This is a genomic window from Streptomyces sp. NPDC051183 (assembly GCF_040682455.1).
Taxonomy (GTDB): Bacteria; Actinomycetota; Actinomycetes; order Streptomycetales; family Streptomycetaceae; genus Streptomyces.
Genome location: NZ_JBFBBA010000009.1, coordinates 1 through 14,462 on the forward strand (window position 1 = coordinate 1; position 14,462 = coordinate 14,462).

Genomic DNA, 14,462 nt, shown 5'->3' on the forward strand with positions numbered 1-14,462 from the left:
GCGCAACCCTTCCGCACCAGCGGCAGACAGAAACGAGAGACCGTACTCAAGCCGAAGCCCTCACGCTCTGGTGACGAGACGGACCTTCCGGGCCGAAATGCCCGGAATACTGAGACCTGACTACGGCCTCAGCAACGGCCCAGCGCGCCCGAGTCGAGCAGGGCGAGCAGCAGGTGCTCCTCGGTGACGGTGGCGGCCCCGGCCCGGCGGGCCTCGGCGACCGCGCCCGTCACGGCGTCGCGGGCAGCGGTGGTGAAGCGCTCGAACATCAAAGCCTCCCGTGCTTCTTGTGTACGGCCTGCCGGCTTACGCCCAGCTCGGCCGCGATGTCCTGCCAGGACCATCCCTGCGCGCGGGCACTGCGTACCTGAACGCCCTCCAACTGCTCCAGCAGTCTGCGGAGGGCGGCCACGGCACGCAGGCCCACGCGCGGGTCGCGGTCACCGGCCCGTTCTGCGAGATCGGTGGCTTCCGTCATGCATGTCAATGTAGGTTGACGCACGGGAGGGCGTCAACCTCGGTTGACATACCTGGAGGACCGGAGTCGCCAGACGGTCAGACGGTCAGACGGTCAGGACCACCTTGCCGAACAGGTCGCCCGACTCCAGCTTCTCGAAGCCCTCCCGGGCCCGGTCCAGGGGCAGCACCTCGTCGATCACCGGCCGTACGCCCGTCGCGGCGCAGAAGGACAGCAGGTCCTCCAGCTCATCCTTCGAACCCATCGTCGATCCGACCACCTTGAGCTCCAGGAAGAAGATCCGGGTCAGCTCGGCGTGCGCCGGGCGGTCGCCGCTGGTGGCGCCCGAGATGACCAGGGTGCCGCCCGGCCGCAGGGACTTGACCGAGTGCGACCAGGTGGCGGCGCCGACCGTCTCGATCACCGCGTCGACCCGCTGCGGCAGCCGCGCGCCCGGCTCGTACGCCTCCACGGCGCCCAGCTCCACGGCCCGCTTGCGCTTGGCCTCGTCCCGGCTGGTGGCGAAGACCCGCAGGCCGGCCGCCTTGCCCAGGACGATCGCGGCGGTCGCGACACCGCCGCCCGCGCCCTGGACGAGCACGGAGTCGCCGGGGCGGACGCCCGCGTTGGTGAAGAGCATCCGGTACGCCGTCAGCCAGGCGGTCGGCAGGCAGGCCGCCTGCTCGAACGACAGCTCGGCGGGCTTGCGCAGCACGTTCCAGGCGGGCACGGTCACCTGCTCGGCGAAGGTGCCCTGGTAGCGCTCGGTGAGGATCGAGCGGGGCTCGTCGGGGCCGACCCCGTGGCCGCTCTGGCCGATCACCGAGTGCAGGACGACCTCGTTGCCGTCCTGGTCGATCCCGGCGGCGTCGCAGCCGAGGATCATCGGGAGTTTCTCCTCGCCGAGGCCGACTCCGCGCAGCGACCACAGGTCGTGGTGGTTGAGCGAGGCGGCCTTGACGTTCACGGTCACCCAGCCGGGTCGGGCCTCGGGGGCCGGGCGCTCGCCCAGCTCAAGGCCGCGCAGCGGCTGGTCACGGTCGATTCGGGCGGCATAGGCAGCGAACATGCGGCCAGAGGCTACCGTCCAGTAGCCCCGATCGGCCAGAGGCGGCGACTCGGCGGGACGGCCGAGCGGAACCCATTGTTCGACCCTCAACCAACTGCCGTACCAGTCGGTTTGCCTACTCCCGAGTCACAAACGGAACGTCGAGAACCGTCCACGATCGAGGGTAATATTCAAGCCATGCGGCGCGCTCGTCATGAGCCTGTCATCTTTTCCGCATTCGTCATTCCCGCATTCCTCCGCGATGGCCGCCGGCTTCGGCCCGGCCCACGGTTCCGGACGGCGCGACCCCTCCCGGCTCGGGGGCGGGGAGGGTGCGCCACCCGTCCGAATGCGAAGGAGGCCCGGCCGGATCACTCCGGCCGGACCTCCCCCCGTACAGCTGCTCAGCCGGGCGCTCAGGCCAGGCGGGCCACCCCGTCCGCCTTCGCCGCCGCGGCGACGGCCGCGGCGACCGCCTCGGCCACGCGCGCGTCGAAGGGCGAGGGGATCACGTAGTCGGCGGCGAGCTCGTCACCCACGACACCGGCGATGGCGTCGGCGGCGGCGATCTTCATGCCCTCGGTGATCCGCGTGGCGCGGACCTTCAGGGCACCGGCGAAGATGCCCGGGAAGGCCAGCACGTTGTTGATCTGGTTCGGGAAGTCCGAGCGGCCCGTGGCCACGACCGCCGCGTACTTGTGCGCGACGTCCGGGTGGACCTCCGGGTTCGGGTTGGCCATGGCGAAGACGAACGCGTCCTTCGCCATCGAGGCCACCGCCTCCTCCGGGACCGTTCCGCCGGAGACGCCGATGAAGACGTCCGCGCCCGCGAGGGCCTTCTCCAGCGAACCGGTCTGGCCGGTCTTGTTCGTCAGGCCCGCGATCTCGGCCTTGACGTCCGTCAGGTCCGAGCGGTCGGCCGAGACGACGCCCTTGCGGTCGGTGACGCAGACGTCGCCGATGCCCGCGTCCACGAGGATCTTGGCGATGGCGATGCCCGCGGCGCCGGCGCCCGAGATGACGGCGCGCAGGTCGCCGAGCGTGCGCCCGGTGAGCTTCGCGGCGTTGCGCAGGGCGGCCAGCGTCACGATCGCCGTGCCGTGCTGGTCGTCGTGGAAGATCGGGATGTCCAGGGCTTCCTGGAGCCGGCGCTCGATCTCGAAGCAGCGGGGGGCGGAGATGTCCTCCAGGTTGACCCCGCCGAAGGACGGCGCGAGACGGATGACCGTCTCGACGATCTCGTCCGTGTCCTTGGTGGCGAGCGCGATGGGCACCGCGTCCACGCCGCCGAACTGCTTGAACAGAATGGCCTTGCCCTCCATCACGGGGAGGGAGGCTTCGGGTCCGATGTCACCGAGTCCGAGCACGGCCGTGCCGTCGGTGACGACGGCGACCACGTTGGACTTCCAGGTGTACTCGTTGACGAGCTCCGGCTGCTCCGCGATGGCGGTGCACACCTTCGCCACGCCGGGCGTGTACGCCAGGGACAGGTCGTCCGAGTTGTTGACCGGCACAGTGGCCTGGATTGCCATCTTGCCGCCCCGGTGCAGCGCGAACACCGCGTCCGGGTTGTTGTCCGTAACGCTGTCGCTGCGAGGGTTGACGATCTCCGCTGCCACTTTGTGTGACCCCTTAAGTCCTTTGAATCATTGAGGGTGGCCACTCCTGGTTAAGGGGTGGGCGGGCACCGCGTCCGTACTCCGCGTCGACGGTTGGCCCGTCTCCGCGAAGGGGAGGTTCGTACGCGCGGGCGCGCCGCACGCGCGCCCTGAGCCCCGGATGAGGGGTGTAAGGATCTGTTCTACCTGAAGAACGCTCACCCAGACGAGTCGATTCCTGCTCGACCATAGGCCGCTTGTCCTGGTTTTGGCTAAAAGTCCAAACCTCTGTGCCCAATGGGCGAGACGCGCCGCAAATAGTGAGCCCAAAAGGGCTGGTCACGGGGGTTTGTGCGGTCTGGAGGGGCCTTGTCCGCAGTCCTGTTGGGTGGCCGGGGGTGTCCGTTATCTGATTTTGACCTGATGGGCAGCCTGAATGCGTCAGTCCGAATGGCAAGATGCCGTAATCACACAAGGTCGCGACACTCGATGGTGCGTGCCCGACCCTTCTCGGATGCTTTTCCACCAGCCGGAGGAACCAGCTCATGACCGCAAGCACCACCCGTCGTACGACCGCCGCCCGGTCCCGGATCGCCGCGGTCGGCGCGATCGCGGTCGCCGGCGCCCTGATCCTCACCGGCTGCGGCGACCAGACCGACAGCGGTTCGGAGACGAAGGGCAAGACCAGCGACGCTCCGCTGTTCGCCAAGCTGCCCAAGAAGATCCAGGACGCCGGCGTCATCAAGGTCGGCTCGGACACCGCCTACCCCCCGATGGAGTTCATCGAGGGCGGCAAGACCGTCGGTGTCGACCCCGACATCGCCGAGGCGCTGGGCAAGCAGCTCGGTGTGAAGCTCGAATTCACCTCCGGCACCTTCGACGGTCTGCTCACCTCCCTGGAGACCGGCCGCCAGGACATCGCGATGTCCTCCATGACGGACAACAAGAAGCGTCAGGAAGGCCTCGACGACGACGGCAAGAAGATCGGCAAGGGCGTCGACTTCGTCGACTACTTCTCCTCCGGCGTCTCGCTCCTGGTCAAGAAGGGCAACCCGAGCAACATCAAGTCCCTCGACGACCTGTGCGGCAAGACGGTCGCCGTCCAGCGCGGCACCACGTACGAGGACACCTTCAAGGCGCAGGCCGAGAAGTGCGGTGACAAGAAGCTCACCATCGAGGCCTTCGACACCGACGCCGAGGCCCAGACCCGCGTCAAGGCCGGCGGCGCCGTGGCCGACCTGAACGACTTCCCGGTCACCGCCTACGCCGCGCAGAAGTCGGGCGGCGGCAACGACTTCGAGGTCGCCGGCGACCAGGCCGACGTCGGCCTCTTCGGCATCGCGGTCTCCAAGGACAACCCGCAGCTGCGCGACGCCCTCAAGGAAGCCCTCGACGCCATCATCAAGGACGGCTCCTACGCCAAGGTCCTGGAGAAGTGGAACGTCAAGGGCAGTGCCGTTCAGTCCGCCACGATCAACGCTGGCAAGTGATCCGAGCGCTTCACTGAAGGGCAGTCATTGTGACTGACAAGATCGACAAGGGTCCGGCCGCGACTCCGCCGGCCGGACCCGGCGCCTCGGGCATCCCCTATGAGGCCATCAAGGCAATCCCCGTACGTCACTACGGCCGCTGGATCAGCGCCGTGGTCGTCGCCGCACTGCTGGGCTGGCTGGTCTACGCCTTCTCCCAGGGCAAGATCATCTGGGCGACGGTCGGCGACAAGCTGTTCGACTCCTCGGTGCTCGCGGGCCTCGGCAACACCGTGATCATCAGCATCGCGTCGATGGCGCTGGGCCTCGTGCTCGGCATCCTCTTCGCCGTGATGCGGCTCTCGAACAACCCGGTCACGAGCTTCGTGTCCTGGCTCTACATCTGGTTCTTCCGCGGCACCCCGGTGTACGTCCAGCTGCTGGTCTGGTTCAGCCTCCCGCTGATCTTCCAGTACATCAACCTGGGTCCGATCTACAAGAACGAGACCGTCGACGTCATGACGCCGTTCATGGTCGCCCTGCTGGGCCTCGGCCTGAACGAGGGCGCCTACATGGCGGAGATCGTCCGGGCCGGCATCCAGTCCGTCGACGAGGGCCAGAGCGAGGCCTCGCACGCGCTCGGCATGACCCGGACGCAGACCATGCGCCGCGTGGTGCTCCCGCAGGCGATGCGCGTGATCATCCCGCCGACCGGCAACGAGTTCATCAACATGCTGAAGACCTCGTCCCTGGTCTCGGCCGTGCAGTACACCGAACTCCTGCGCGCCAGCTCCAACATCGGCTCCACGGCCGGCGCGGTGATCGAGATGTACTTCGTCGCCTCCATCTGGTACCTGGCACTGACCAGCGTGTTCAGCGTCGGCCAGTACTACCTGGAGCGCCGCTACGCCCGCGGTTCGCTGCGCAGCCTGCCGCCCACTCCGCTGCAGCGGCTGAAGGCAAACCTGAACATGTTCCGCCGTACGGAGGTGGCGAAGTGACCGCCCAGCCGATGGTCAAGGCAGAAGGCGTCCACAAGTCGTACGGCGCCGCCCACATCCTCCGGGGCATCGACCTGGAGGTCGCCCCCCGAGAGGTCTTCTGCCTGGTCGGCCCGTCCGGCTCCGGCAAGTCGACCTTCCTGCGGTGCATCAACCACCTGGAACGCATCAACGCCGGCCGGCTCTCGGTCGACGGCCAGCTGGTGGGGTACAAGCAGAAGGGCGACAAGCTCTACGAGCTGAAGGACAGCGAGGTCGCGGCCCAGCGCCGGGACATCGGCATGGTCTTCCAGCGCTTCAACCTCTTCCCGCACATGACGGCCATAGAGAACGTCATGGAAGCCCCCGTCATGGTCAAGGGCGAGTCCAAGGCGGTGGCGCGCGAGCGCGCCGTACGCCTCCTGGACCGCGTCGGCCTCGGCGACAAGGGCGGGAACTACCCCACCCAGCTCTCCGGCGGCCAGCAGCAGCGCGTGGCGATCGCCCGCGCGCTCGCCATGGAGCCGAAGCTGATGCTCTTCGACGAGCCCACCTCGGCGCTCGACCCGGAGCTGGTGGGTGACGTCCTGGACGTCATGCGGGACCTCGCCGAGTCGGGCATGACCATGATCGTGGTCACGCACGAGATGGGCTTCGCCCGCGAGGTCGGCGACAACCTCGTCTTCATGGACGGCGGCGTCGTCGTCGAGTCGGGCAACCCCCGCGACGTGCTGGGCAACCCGCAACACGACCGCACGAAGGCGTTCCTGTCCAAGGTGCTGTAGGCGCGATGCACGGCTGAGGGGCGGTACGGGACTCCCGTACCGCCCCTCACGCGTGCCCGGGGCTCGGTCGGCCCGCCCGGGGGCCGACCGGGTCGCCCGGCGCGCCCGGCGCGGTCAACAGCGCGGGAACGAGATCGGCTCCCGTACCGGTGGATTCCGGGAACCCTCGCGGGAGCCGGTCCGTAATACTTCCCGTACCGCACACGGGATCCAGCACCGGCGGCGCCCCTCCATGCGTAATACCCTCGAATACGACCCAGCCGTTACCGCGACACCCATCCGCAGCCGTAAGGACGACAAGTGGAACTGGCCCATTACTCGGACTACGCCGTGCGCCTGGTCAACACCGAGGAGCCGGCCCGCAACAAGGACTCGCTCACCTCGGTGGACGCCGTCCGCGCCCTGTTCGGCGCCAGCGTGCAGATGGCCCGCCGCGTCACCGACACGGACGTCACCCGCTTCCGCAACGTCCGGGGCCGGCTGCGCTCCATCTTCGAGGCCGCCGACGGCGGCGACCACGTCCTCGCCGTCGACCTGCTGAACTCCCTGCTCATGGAGTTCCCGGTCAGCCCCCAGGTCTCCGGCCACGAGACCATCGGCGAGCGCGGCGGCCCCAACTGGCACATCCACCTCGCCGACCACCCCTCCAACGCCTCCGCCGGCTACGCCGCCATCGCCTCCATGGGGCTGGCCTTCCACCTCACCGAGCACGGCCCCGACCGGCTCGGCCTCTGCCAGGCACCGCCCTGCCGCAACGCCTACGTCGACACCTCCACCAACCGCTCCCGGCGCTACTGCTCCGACCGCTGCGCCACCCGCGCCAACGTCGCCGCCTACCGCGCCCGCAAGCGGCTGGAGGCCGAGGCGTCCGCCCACAGCGGCCGCAGCGCCGACGCCGCCCAGGAGACCCGGGCCCTGAGCGAGCGCTGATCCGCCGCGCACGGCCGGAAGCGCAGCACCGCCGTCGCCAGCACCAGTTCCGCGGGGACCGCCCCGTAGACGGTGCTGTCGCCGGTCTCGTTGTACGGGTTGTCGCCCAGCACCCACCAGCCGCCCGGCCGGCGCTCCGCCGCCCGCTTGACCACGAGCAGGTCCTGCTGGAAGGGATGGCGCAGCACGACCACGTCCCCCGGCCGCACGGGGGCGCCGTAGCGCACCAGCAGCCGGTCCCCGTGGAGCAGCGTGGGCACCATGGAGGGGCCCGTCACCTCCAGCACCTCGAACCGTGACCGCGAGCGCCTGTTCTCCACCATCCGACCTCCTCCTCTCCCCCGCATGCTGCCGCACGCGCCCGTACATTCGCTCACCGCTCCCGACACGACCCTGGACTTTTGCCCTAAGCCCATGGGGCGGCCGCGAAATCGTCTTTCTCACGGAGTAATCTCCCCCTTGAGAAGACGATCACGAGGAGGACAAACTCCATGCTTTCCCGCCTCTTCGCCCCCAAGGCGAAGGTCTCCGCCCACTGCGATCTTCCGTGCGGCGTGTACGACCCTGCCCAGGCCCGCATCGAGGCCGAGTCCGTCAAGGCCGTGCAGGAGAAGTACCAGGCCAACGACGACGCCGACTTCCGTGCGCGCGCCATCACCATCAAGGAGCAGCGCGCCGAGCTCGCGAAGCACCACGTCTCGGTGCTCTGGAGCGACTACTTCAAGCCGCCGCACTTCGAGAAGTACCCGCAGCTGCACACCCTGGTCAACGACACCCTGAAGGCCCTCTCGGCCGCCAAGGCGTCCAACGACCCGGCGACCGGCGCGAAGGCCCTGGAGCTCATCGCCGAGATCGACCGCATCTTCTGGGAGACCAAGGCCGCCTGATCCGGGCGCCCGAGGAACCCCCTGCGCTGCTGGTCAGCGGGGCAGAAGAAGGGCCCGGTCGCAGTTGCGGCCGGGCCCTTCAAGATCAAGTGGGAGCCATTTGGGAAATGCTCATGCGGCAGCGAGTCTCCCCCACTCCTTCCAGGAGGAGACCGGGATCGCCTCACCGTGCACCGACGTCTCCCGCAGCCCCGCCCGGAAGGGGGCCCGACCGGGGCTCGATGGCACGCGTCAGGCCTCAAGCGAGGAGCAGCCGCCGCACTGGACGTTCCGAGGTGTACGCGCTCCCGGGTCCACCATGACGGTCACTCCCGCACCGTGAGGGCAGACGCGGCGCGGTCGCTTCCCGCGCGGACGCTCCACCCGGACCCGGTCCGCCCTCAACCTGATTGCCCACGGTGAGACCGTCGTCGACGACACCGAAGGCCAGCCCGCCCCAGAGTGGATGGACTGGTTCAGCCCGGTCCGACTGGCCGCGTTCAAGGGGAACGTGCAACTGACCGCGGGGCACCTGCCGCAAGCCCGCGAGACACTGCTCCACGTGCTGGACGAACTCCCGGGGGACGCCGACAAGCAGCGCACGGTCGTCCTCGGCGACCTCGGCGCGGTGGAGGCCGCCGCCGGGCACCCGGAGGGCGCATCCCAGTACGCCCTGCGCGCGCTGGAACTGCTGGAAACGCACTGGTATGCCACCGGGCTGGAGCGGGTCCGCGAGGTGCGGCGCGCACTCGGGCCGTGGGAACACGAGCAGTACGTCCGCGACCTCGATGACCGGCTCTACGGCTGGGGCGCCGTGGTCAGCGCGCTTGCTTGTTGAACTCGGCGATCAGGCCTGGCAGCTCGGCGAGGCTGTCGACGCGGAACGTCGGAAGCGTCCGGGCCTCGTCGGTGTTCCACTGGATCGTGGCCCACGGGCCGCGCCGCACGAGCACGGTGTGCATGCCGGCTGCCGGCCTTCAACACGGTGCCGGTACCGGAAGACACAGTCTGCGCCCACCGCAACCGGACCTGCCCGCCGGCCAGGACCTCGTCCGCCCAGCGGGCGGCCCAGGCGCCCATCCCGCGGATCGGGGCGAGCAGGGCGGTGCCGGCCGGGGGCCGCGCGCGGCAGTCCGCCGCGAAGTCGCCGCCTCCCAGGTCGGTGCTCCTCGACTGCGGCTGCCCTGCCCGGCCGATGCACACCCTGCGGTGCGTATCGGCGCGCGTAGCTTCGGCGGGACCGACACCCCCGAGGCACCGGCTCAACGGCCGCCGCACTCGGCGGCGCCTGGGCGCGCGCCGGACACGAGGTGTACGTCGGCGTGTACGTCGGCGGCCGGGGCACCGCTGCGGCCGCCCGGACCGCCCGGCGGATCGGGGCCTGCGACCACGGGACGCAGGCCGGGGCCGCCGCGCACGGCGAGGCCGTACTGGTCGCCGTGCCCGACGGTGCGGCGGCCGACGCGGTCCGGCCGCTCCACCTCGCCGGGCGGGTCCTGCTCGACCGCACCGTCCCCATGGCGATGGGGCCCGCCTTCGAGGGCGCCCCGCTCGCCGTGCCCTTCTGCGGCGGCCTCGACCGGGCGGTGCTCGTGGAGGCCGCCGCCGTCCTCGCCATCGGCGTGTGGTGGCAGGGCTCCGGGGCCCGGTACGCCTTCCCGGCCCCCGTCCTCGCCCCCGGCGCCACCGACGACGAGCCCCAGGCGCGCCGCCGCGGGCTCCCGCGCGTGCCGGTGCAGCCAGGCCCGGTACGGCGGGGTCCCGAGGGCGGCTTCGCGGTAGGCCGCGCGGAGGTCCTCGTACACCTCCGCGTGCGCGCCGGGCCGGGTCGCCAGGAGCAGCCGTACCGCGAGCGGGTCGCCCGAGAGCGGCCGGATCGCCATGTCGTCGCGCGGGCCGGAGGTGGGCTGGCAGGGGGCGACCGCCTCGCCGGAGACGATCAGCGAGGTCGCGGTGTGGTAGTCGGCGTGCAGTACGGGCGGGTCGAGCCCGGCTCCGGCGAACACCCGGCGCAGGCCGGCCCACTCCCCGTCCACCGACGGGTCGACGGCCCAGCGGTCGGCGGCGAGGTCCCGCAGCTCCACCACGGGCCGGGCCGCGGCCGGATGGTCCCGGGACATCGACACGAACTGCGGTTCGCGCTCCATGAGTACGTGCAGTTGCAGCCCGGCCGGGACCCGCAGCGGGCTGCCCTCCACCTCGTGCACGAAGGCGACGTCGAGCTGCCCCGAAGCCACCATCCTCAGCAGGGCGTTGGCGGAGACGTCCACGACCAGCGAGGTCTCCGTGTCGGGCATCCTGCGGTGCAGCCGCCGCAGCCACCCCGGCAGGGCCCGGCTGGCCGTCGAGCCGATCCGCAGCCGCGGTCCGCGGGCCAGCGCCCGCGCCTCCGCGACGAGGGCGGCCATCTCGGCCAGCAGCGGCCGGGCCCGGCCGAGTACGGTGCGGCCGAACGGGGTGGGCCGGCAGCCGGTGCGCTCGCGCAGGAACAGTTCGCCGTCCAGGGCCCGTTCGATGCGGCGCAGCTGCGTGGTCAGGGAGGGCTGGCTCACGCCGAGCTGCCGGGCAGCCTTGTGCAGACTCCCGGCGTCGGCGATGGCGCACAGGGCGCGCAGGTGCCTGACCTCAAGCTCCATGTCCCGAGGGTAGGCCGGGCCCGGCGGACCGCACCAGCCACTGGCATCCCCCCGAATCCCGCCATTCTCATGGCAGTTGCCCTGCCGAAAACTCCCCGATAACCCGGCACTATCGGGGGCTGACATCATCCGCCGGACGCTCGTGGTCCCGCAGACTCCGGTACCGAACGACCACCCCCCACCGCACCGGACGAGTAGGAGCTCCCCCACATGCGCCACTCCCGAAAGGCCTTATTGGCCACCACTGTCGGTCTCGGCCTCGCCGCCGCCCTCGCGGGCACCGTCCCCGCCGCGGCCGCGCCCGCCCCCGTAGGCGACGCCGCGAGCTACGCCGCGTACGAGGGCTCGCAGGAGAACCAGGCCGCCAACCGGGCCTTCTTCGAGGCCGTCCAGCGCTCGGTCGCCGAGCAGCGCGCCGCGAACCCGGGCGCCCTCGCCGTGACCGTCACGTACAACACCCGCAACGCGCCGAGCTTCCGTACCCAGATAGCCCGTTCCACTCAGATCTGGAACAGCTCGGTCAGCAACGTCAAGCTGCAGGAGGTGTCCTCGGGCGGGAACTTCTCGTACCGGGAGGGCAACGACCCGCGCGGTTCGTACGCGAGCACGGACGGTCACGGCCGGGGCTACATCTTCCTCGACTACCGCCAGAACCAGCAGTACAACTCGACCCGGGTGACCTCGCACGAGACCGGCCACGTGCTGGGGCTTCCGGACCACTACTCCGGGCCGTGCAGCGAGCTCATGTCGGGCGGCGGGCCTGGCACCTCGTGCACGAACGCCACCCCGAACTCGGCCGAGCGCTCGCGCGTGAACCAGCTCTGGGCGAACGGCCTCGTCGCCTCGGGCCTGGACTCGAAGGGCTAGGGCTCCGGAAGGGATGGGCCTCCGGGAGGGCGGGGCGGCTAGCCCTCCGGAGGTACGTACGCCGTGCAGTCCGGGTTCCGGCAGGGACCCGGGCTCCACTCCGGCACGAAGATCCCCAACGACTTGCGGCGCCTGACCAGCGTGTCGACGGGACGCCCGCAGGCCGGGCACGTCTGCTGCTCGTGCCCGGCCCGCGGGGCGACCGTCGCGTGTTCCGTCTCGTGCTGCTCTTTACCGGTCATGCCTCCACGGTAGGCCGGTTCCGAGCATCCGGCGGGGTGTGCGGGTCAGCGCAGGACGTCGTACGAGGTGATGACCTGACCGCCGCCGAGGACCTTGGTCCCGGTCAGCTCCAGCCGGCGGACCCCGAAGCCGGCCCGCGACATCGGCATGCCGGTGCCGGCGAAGACCGGGTAGGTCTTGACGACGAACTCGTCGATCTCGTCGACCAGCTGGCCGGCGAGGTCGGCCCCGCCGCACAGCCAGATGCCGAGCCCGTCCCGGGCCTTGAGCTCGCGGACCCGGGCCACGAGGTCCCCGCTGATCAGCTCCACCTCCGGGTCGGGCGTGACGGTGAGGGAGCGCGAGACGACGTACTGCTCGCGCATGTGGCCGTAGGGGCTGGTGGTGCCCGCCTTGACGCCCGGCTCGTAGGTGGCGCGTCCCATGAGGACGGCGTCGAAGCGCTTGGGCGGCGCGTCCCCGACCCCGAGCTGCTGGCGCCCCTGGGAGGCGATGGTCTCCGGGTACTCGGCCTTGAGGTGGTCGATGAACTCGGGGTCCAGGAACGTGTAGAAGAAGTCGCCGTCGCCGTCCGGGGCCCCGATGAAGCCGTCGATGGTCGTGGCGACGAAGTACGTGAGCTTGCGCAAGCCGGTCTCTTCCGTTAGACAGTGCCCCGCACCGGAGCACGCCAGTCAAAGTACTTCAGGTGAAGTGGTTCCGCAAGGGTTTACCGGTACGGAATACGCACCCCGTCCGGTCAGCCCCGCGGCTTCCTCCACATCGGCCACATCAGCGGCCCGTCCGGCAGCCGCACCGGCGTGCCCGTGTGCTCGAACCCCAGCCGCTCGTACAGCCGGCCGCTGCGCTCGCTGCTCGCCTCCAGGTACGCCGGCACGCCCTCGCGGTCGCAGCGCTCCAGCACCGGACGGATCAGCTCCCCGCCCAGCCCCTCGCCCTGCCGGCCCGGCGCGACCGCGATCATCAGCAGGTACTCGTGCTCCTCGGCCGTCGGGTGCACTGCGCCGGTCAGCCTGCCGACCAGCTCGCACCGCTCGTTGCCGGGGTCGGCCACCGCGCGCATCCTGGCCGGGACCTCGTCCTCCCCCTCCGGCTCGCCCGCGGGGATACGGAGCCACAGCGCGGCCGCCGAGCCGTCCGCGGCGTAGTCGATCCGGCCCTCGGCGAGCGCGACGTCCACGAAGACGCCGAGGAACTTCCCGTGCACCGCCGCCCGGTGCTCCGGGTCCGGGAAGACCCAGCTGCTCACCGGGTCGGTGCGGAAGGCCCGGTCGAGCAGCCCCGCCACCGCGTCCCGGTCCGACTGATCCGCCTGACGTATCTCCAGCGCCATGGGTCACACCCTTCACTTCACTCACACGTCAACAACCGTGAGTGATCCTAGAGTTGACCCCGGGACGCAGAAAGACCCGTTCCGGCACCCCGCGGTGCAGGAACAGGCCTCCCCGTCCGTCCGAGCGTGTCTACGCCCTCACTTCGTACGGCGCGTGACGAACTCCGCCAGCGCCAGCAGCCCGCCCGCCGCCCCGAGGTCCGGCACGGCCCGCGACAGCTGCTGCACCGCCCGGCCCATCCGGTCCGCGGCGTGGGCCTGCGCCCAGTCGCGGCCGCCGGCCCGGTCCACCGCCTCGGCGGCCCGGCGCACGTCGTCCCCGGTCATGGGGCCCGCGTACAGGGCGGCCAGCTCCTCCCCGGCCGCGGTGCCCGAGGTGAGGGCGGCCACGACCGGGAGGGACTTCTTGCGGACGAGCAGATCCGCGCCGGCGGGCTTGCCGGTGTGCCCCGGGTCCCCCCAGATGCCGATCAGGTCGTCGATGAGCTGGAAGGCCAGCCCGGCCTCCCGCCCGAAGGCGTCCATGGCGTCGACCTCGTCCGCCCCGGCCCCGGCGTACAGCGCGCCGAGCGCGCACGCGCAGCCGAGCAGGGCTCCGGTCTTGGCCGTGGCCATGGTCAGGCACTCGTCGAGGGAGACGTCCTCGCGCTGCTCGAAGGCGCAGTCCGCCTGCTGACCCCCGCACAGCTCGATGACGCAGGCCGTGAGCCGGGCCGAGGCCTCCGCCGAGGCCGGGTGCGGGTCCTCGGCGAGCAGGTTCAGCGCGAGCGACATCATGGCGTCGCCGGTGATGATCGCGTCCGGTATCCCGAAGACGGTCCAGGCGGTCTCCCGCCCGCGCCGCCGGACGTCCCGGTCGATGACGTCGTCGTGCAGCAGCGTGAAGTTGTGCGCCAGCTCCACGGCCACGGCCGCCCGTACGGGGTCCTCGCCCCCTCGCCCGGGCCCCTGGAGGGCCTGGGCCGAGGCGAGCACCAGGGCGGGCCGGATGGCCTTGCCCGCGTGGCCCGCGGCCGGCGTGCCGTCCGCGTGCTCCCAGCCGAAGTGGTACATCGCCACGCGCCGCATCGAGCCGGGCAGGCCCTCGACGGCACGGCGCAGTTCCGGGTTGACCGTTTCTCTGGTTCTCTCCAGCAGGGCGGCCGCTTCCTGGCCCTCGCCGGTGGCGGCCGTCTCCGCGGTCGTCCCTGCGGTCGTCCCCGCGGTCGTCTCTGTCGTCGTCATGGCGCGTGCGCGTCCCCGGGGCTCCG

General features: G+C 70.9%; 15 protein-coding genes and 5 pseudogenes. 8 read left to right on the forward strand and 12 right to left on the reverse strand.

Features of this window, described 5'->3' with window-relative positions; translation table 11 throughout:
• Window positions 1-152: 152 nt before the first annotated feature.
• The 4 genes and pseudogenes from AB0M99_RS09995 to AB0M99_RS10010 form a co-directional block, all read right to left on the reverse strand.
• Window positions 153-269 (reverse strand): annotated as a pseudogene (locus tag AB0M99_RS09995) (Clp protease N-terminal domain-containing protein); the annotation flags it as partial.
• A complete protein-coding gene (locus AB0M99_RS10000; protein WP_365918514.1) occupies window positions 269-478 on the reverse strand; it encodes a helix-turn-helix domain-containing protein in 210 nt (69 codons plus the stop codon). The pseudogene AB0M99_RS09995 and the gene AB0M99_RS10000, both read right to left, overlap by 1 nt.
• Window positions 479-563: 85 nt before the next feature.
• The gene (locus tag AB0M99_RS10005; RefSeq protein WP_365918516.1) at window positions 564-1,526 is read right to left on the reverse strand and encodes a zinc-binding dehydrogenase; all 963 of its coding nucleotides are present in this window, start codon (window positions 1,524-1,526) and stop codon (window positions 564-566) included.
• Between the two features lie 395 nt (window positions 1,527-1,921).
• On the reverse strand, window positions 1,922-3,124 hold the full coding sequence (locus AB0M99_RS10010; RefSeq protein ID WP_365918518.1) for an NADP-dependent malic enzyme: 1,203 nt from the start codon (window positions 3,122-3,124) through the stop codon (window positions 1,922-1,924).
• A gap of 524 nt (window positions 3,125-3,648) precedes the next feature.
• Here AB0M99_RS10010 and AB0M99_RS10015 point away from each other — a divergent pair.
• The 3 genes from AB0M99_RS10015 to AB0M99_RS10025 are packed head-to-tail and all read left to right on the forward strand — an operon-like array spanning window position 3,649 to window position 6,337.
• Window positions 3,649-4,593 (forward strand): ABC transporter substrate-binding protein, encoded by a 945-nt coding sequence (locus AB0M99_RS10015; RefSeq protein WP_365918520.1) that lies wholly within the window; start codon window positions 3,649-3,651, stop codon window positions 4,591-4,593.
• A 29-nt stretch (window positions 4,594-4,622) separates the two neighbouring features.
• Window positions 4,623-5,573, forward strand: coding sequence for an amino acid ABC transporter permease (locus AB0M99_RS10020; protein WP_365918522.1), 951 nt, complete (start codon window positions 4,623-4,625; stop codon window positions 5,571-5,573).
• A gap of 11 nt (window positions 5,574-5,584) precedes the next feature.
• Complete coding sequence (locus AB0M99_RS10025) at window positions 5,585-6,337, forward strand: amino acid ABC transporter ATP-binding protein (RefSeq protein ID WP_326593562.1); 753 nt, start codon at window positions 5,585-5,587, stop codon at window positions 6,335-6,337.
• A gap of 115 nt (window positions 6,338-6,452) precedes the next feature.
• Here AB0M99_RS10025 and AB0M99_RS10030 read toward each other — a convergent pair.
• Window positions 6,453-6,569, reverse strand: a pseudogene (locus AB0M99_RS10030) (SAM-dependent methyltransferase); the annotation flags it as partial.
• A gap of 68 nt (window positions 6,570-6,637) precedes the next feature.
• On the opposite strand from AB0M99_RS10030, the gene AB0M99_RS10035 reads away from it, so the two are divergent.
• Window positions 6,638-7,267: a CGNR zinc finger domain-containing protein gene (locus AB0M99_RS10035; RefSeq protein WP_365918524.1), complete on the forward strand. Its 630-nt coding sequence runs from the start codon at window positions 6,638-6,640 to the stop codon at window positions 7,265-7,267.
• Here the strand turns inward: AB0M99_RS10035 and sodX are convergent.
• Window positions 7,171-7,590 (reverse strand): nickel-type superoxide dismutase maturation protease, encoded by a 420-nt coding sequence (gene sodX, locus AB0M99_RS10040; protein ID WP_365918525.1) that lies wholly within the window; start codon window positions 7,588-7,590, stop codon window positions 7,171-7,173. The two genes, AB0M99_RS10035 and sodX, sit on opposite strands and share 97 nt — an antisense overlap.
• Window positions 7,591-7,758: 168 nt before the next feature.
• On the opposite strand from sodX, the gene sodN reads away from it, so the two are divergent.
• Together sodN and AB0M99_RS10050 are read left to right on the forward strand one after the other, a co-directional pair.
• On the forward strand, window positions 7,759-8,154 hold the full coding sequence (gene sodN, locus AB0M99_RS10045; RefSeq protein ID WP_030709803.1) for a superoxide dismutase, Ni: 396 nt from the start codon (window positions 7,759-7,761) through the stop codon (window positions 8,152-8,154).
• 445 nt (window positions 8,155-8,599) lie between these two features.
• The gene (locus AB0M99_RS10050; RefSeq protein ID WP_365918527.1) at window positions 8,600-8,971 is read left to right on the forward strand and encodes a hypothetical protein; all 372 of its coding nucleotides are present in this window, start codon (window positions 8,600-8,602) and stop codon (window positions 8,969-8,971) included.
• Here the strand turns inward: AB0M99_RS10050 and AB0M99_RS10055 are convergent.
• Window positions 8,952-9,110: pseudogene (locus AB0M99_RS10055) on the reverse strand (haloacid dehalogenase); the annotation flags it as partial. The gene AB0M99_RS10050 and the pseudogene AB0M99_RS10055 sit on opposite strands and share 20 nt — an antisense overlap.
• Before the next feature lie 333 nt (window positions 9,111-9,443).
• On the opposite strand from AB0M99_RS10055, the pseudogene AB0M99_RS10060 reads away from it, so the two are divergent.
• Window positions 9,444-9,587 (forward strand): annotated as a pseudogene (locus tag AB0M99_RS10060) (NADP oxidoreductase); the annotation flags it as partial.
• Between the two features lie 282 nt (window positions 9,588-9,869).
• On the opposite strand, the pseudogene AB0M99_RS10065 reads toward AB0M99_RS10060, so the two are convergent.
• A pseudogene (locus AB0M99_RS10065) lies at window positions 9,870-10,769 on the reverse strand (LysR family transcriptional regulator); the annotation flags it as partial.
• Window positions 10,770-10,979: 210 nt separating this feature from the next.
• Here AB0M99_RS10065 and snpA point away from each other — a divergent pair.
• On the forward strand, window positions 10,980-11,636 hold the full coding sequence (gene snpA / locus AB0M99_RS10070) for a snapalysin (protein WP_365918529.1): 657 nt from the start codon (window positions 10,980-10,982) through the stop codon (window positions 11,634-11,636).
• A 38-nt stretch (window positions 11,637-11,674) separates the two neighbouring features.
• Here snpA and AB0M99_RS10075 read toward each other — a convergent pair whose 3' ends face one another.
• From AB0M99_RS10075 to AB0M99_RS10090, 4 genes are all read right to left on the reverse strand, one after another.
• Window positions 11,675-11,878: a hypothetical protein gene (locus tag AB0M99_RS10075; protein WP_365918531.1), complete on the reverse strand. Its 204-nt coding sequence runs from the start codon at window positions 11,876-11,878 to the stop codon at window positions 11,675-11,677.
• Between the two features lie 45 nt (window positions 11,879-11,923).
• Window positions 11,924-12,508: a dihydrofolate reductase family protein gene (locus tag AB0M99_RS10080; RefSeq protein ID WP_365918532.1), complete on the reverse strand. Its 585-nt coding sequence runs from the start codon at window positions 12,506-12,508 to the stop codon at window positions 11,924-11,926.
• Window positions 12,509-12,618: 110 nt separating this feature from the next.
• The gene (locus AB0M99_RS10085) at window positions 12,619-13,212 is read right to left on the reverse strand and encodes a GNAT family N-acetyltransferase (RefSeq protein ID WP_365918534.1); all 594 of its coding nucleotides are present in this window, start codon (window positions 13,210-13,212) and stop codon (window positions 12,619-12,621) included.
• Between the two features lie 138 nt (window positions 13,213-13,350).
• Window positions 13,351-14,436, reverse strand: a complete 1,086-nt coding sequence (locus AB0M99_RS10090; RefSeq protein ID WP_365918536.1) for a family 2 encapsulin nanocompartment cargo protein polyprenyl transferase — start codon at window positions 14,434-14,436, stop codon at window positions 13,351-13,353.
• Between the last annotated feature and the right edge of the window lie 26 nt (window positions 14,437-14,462).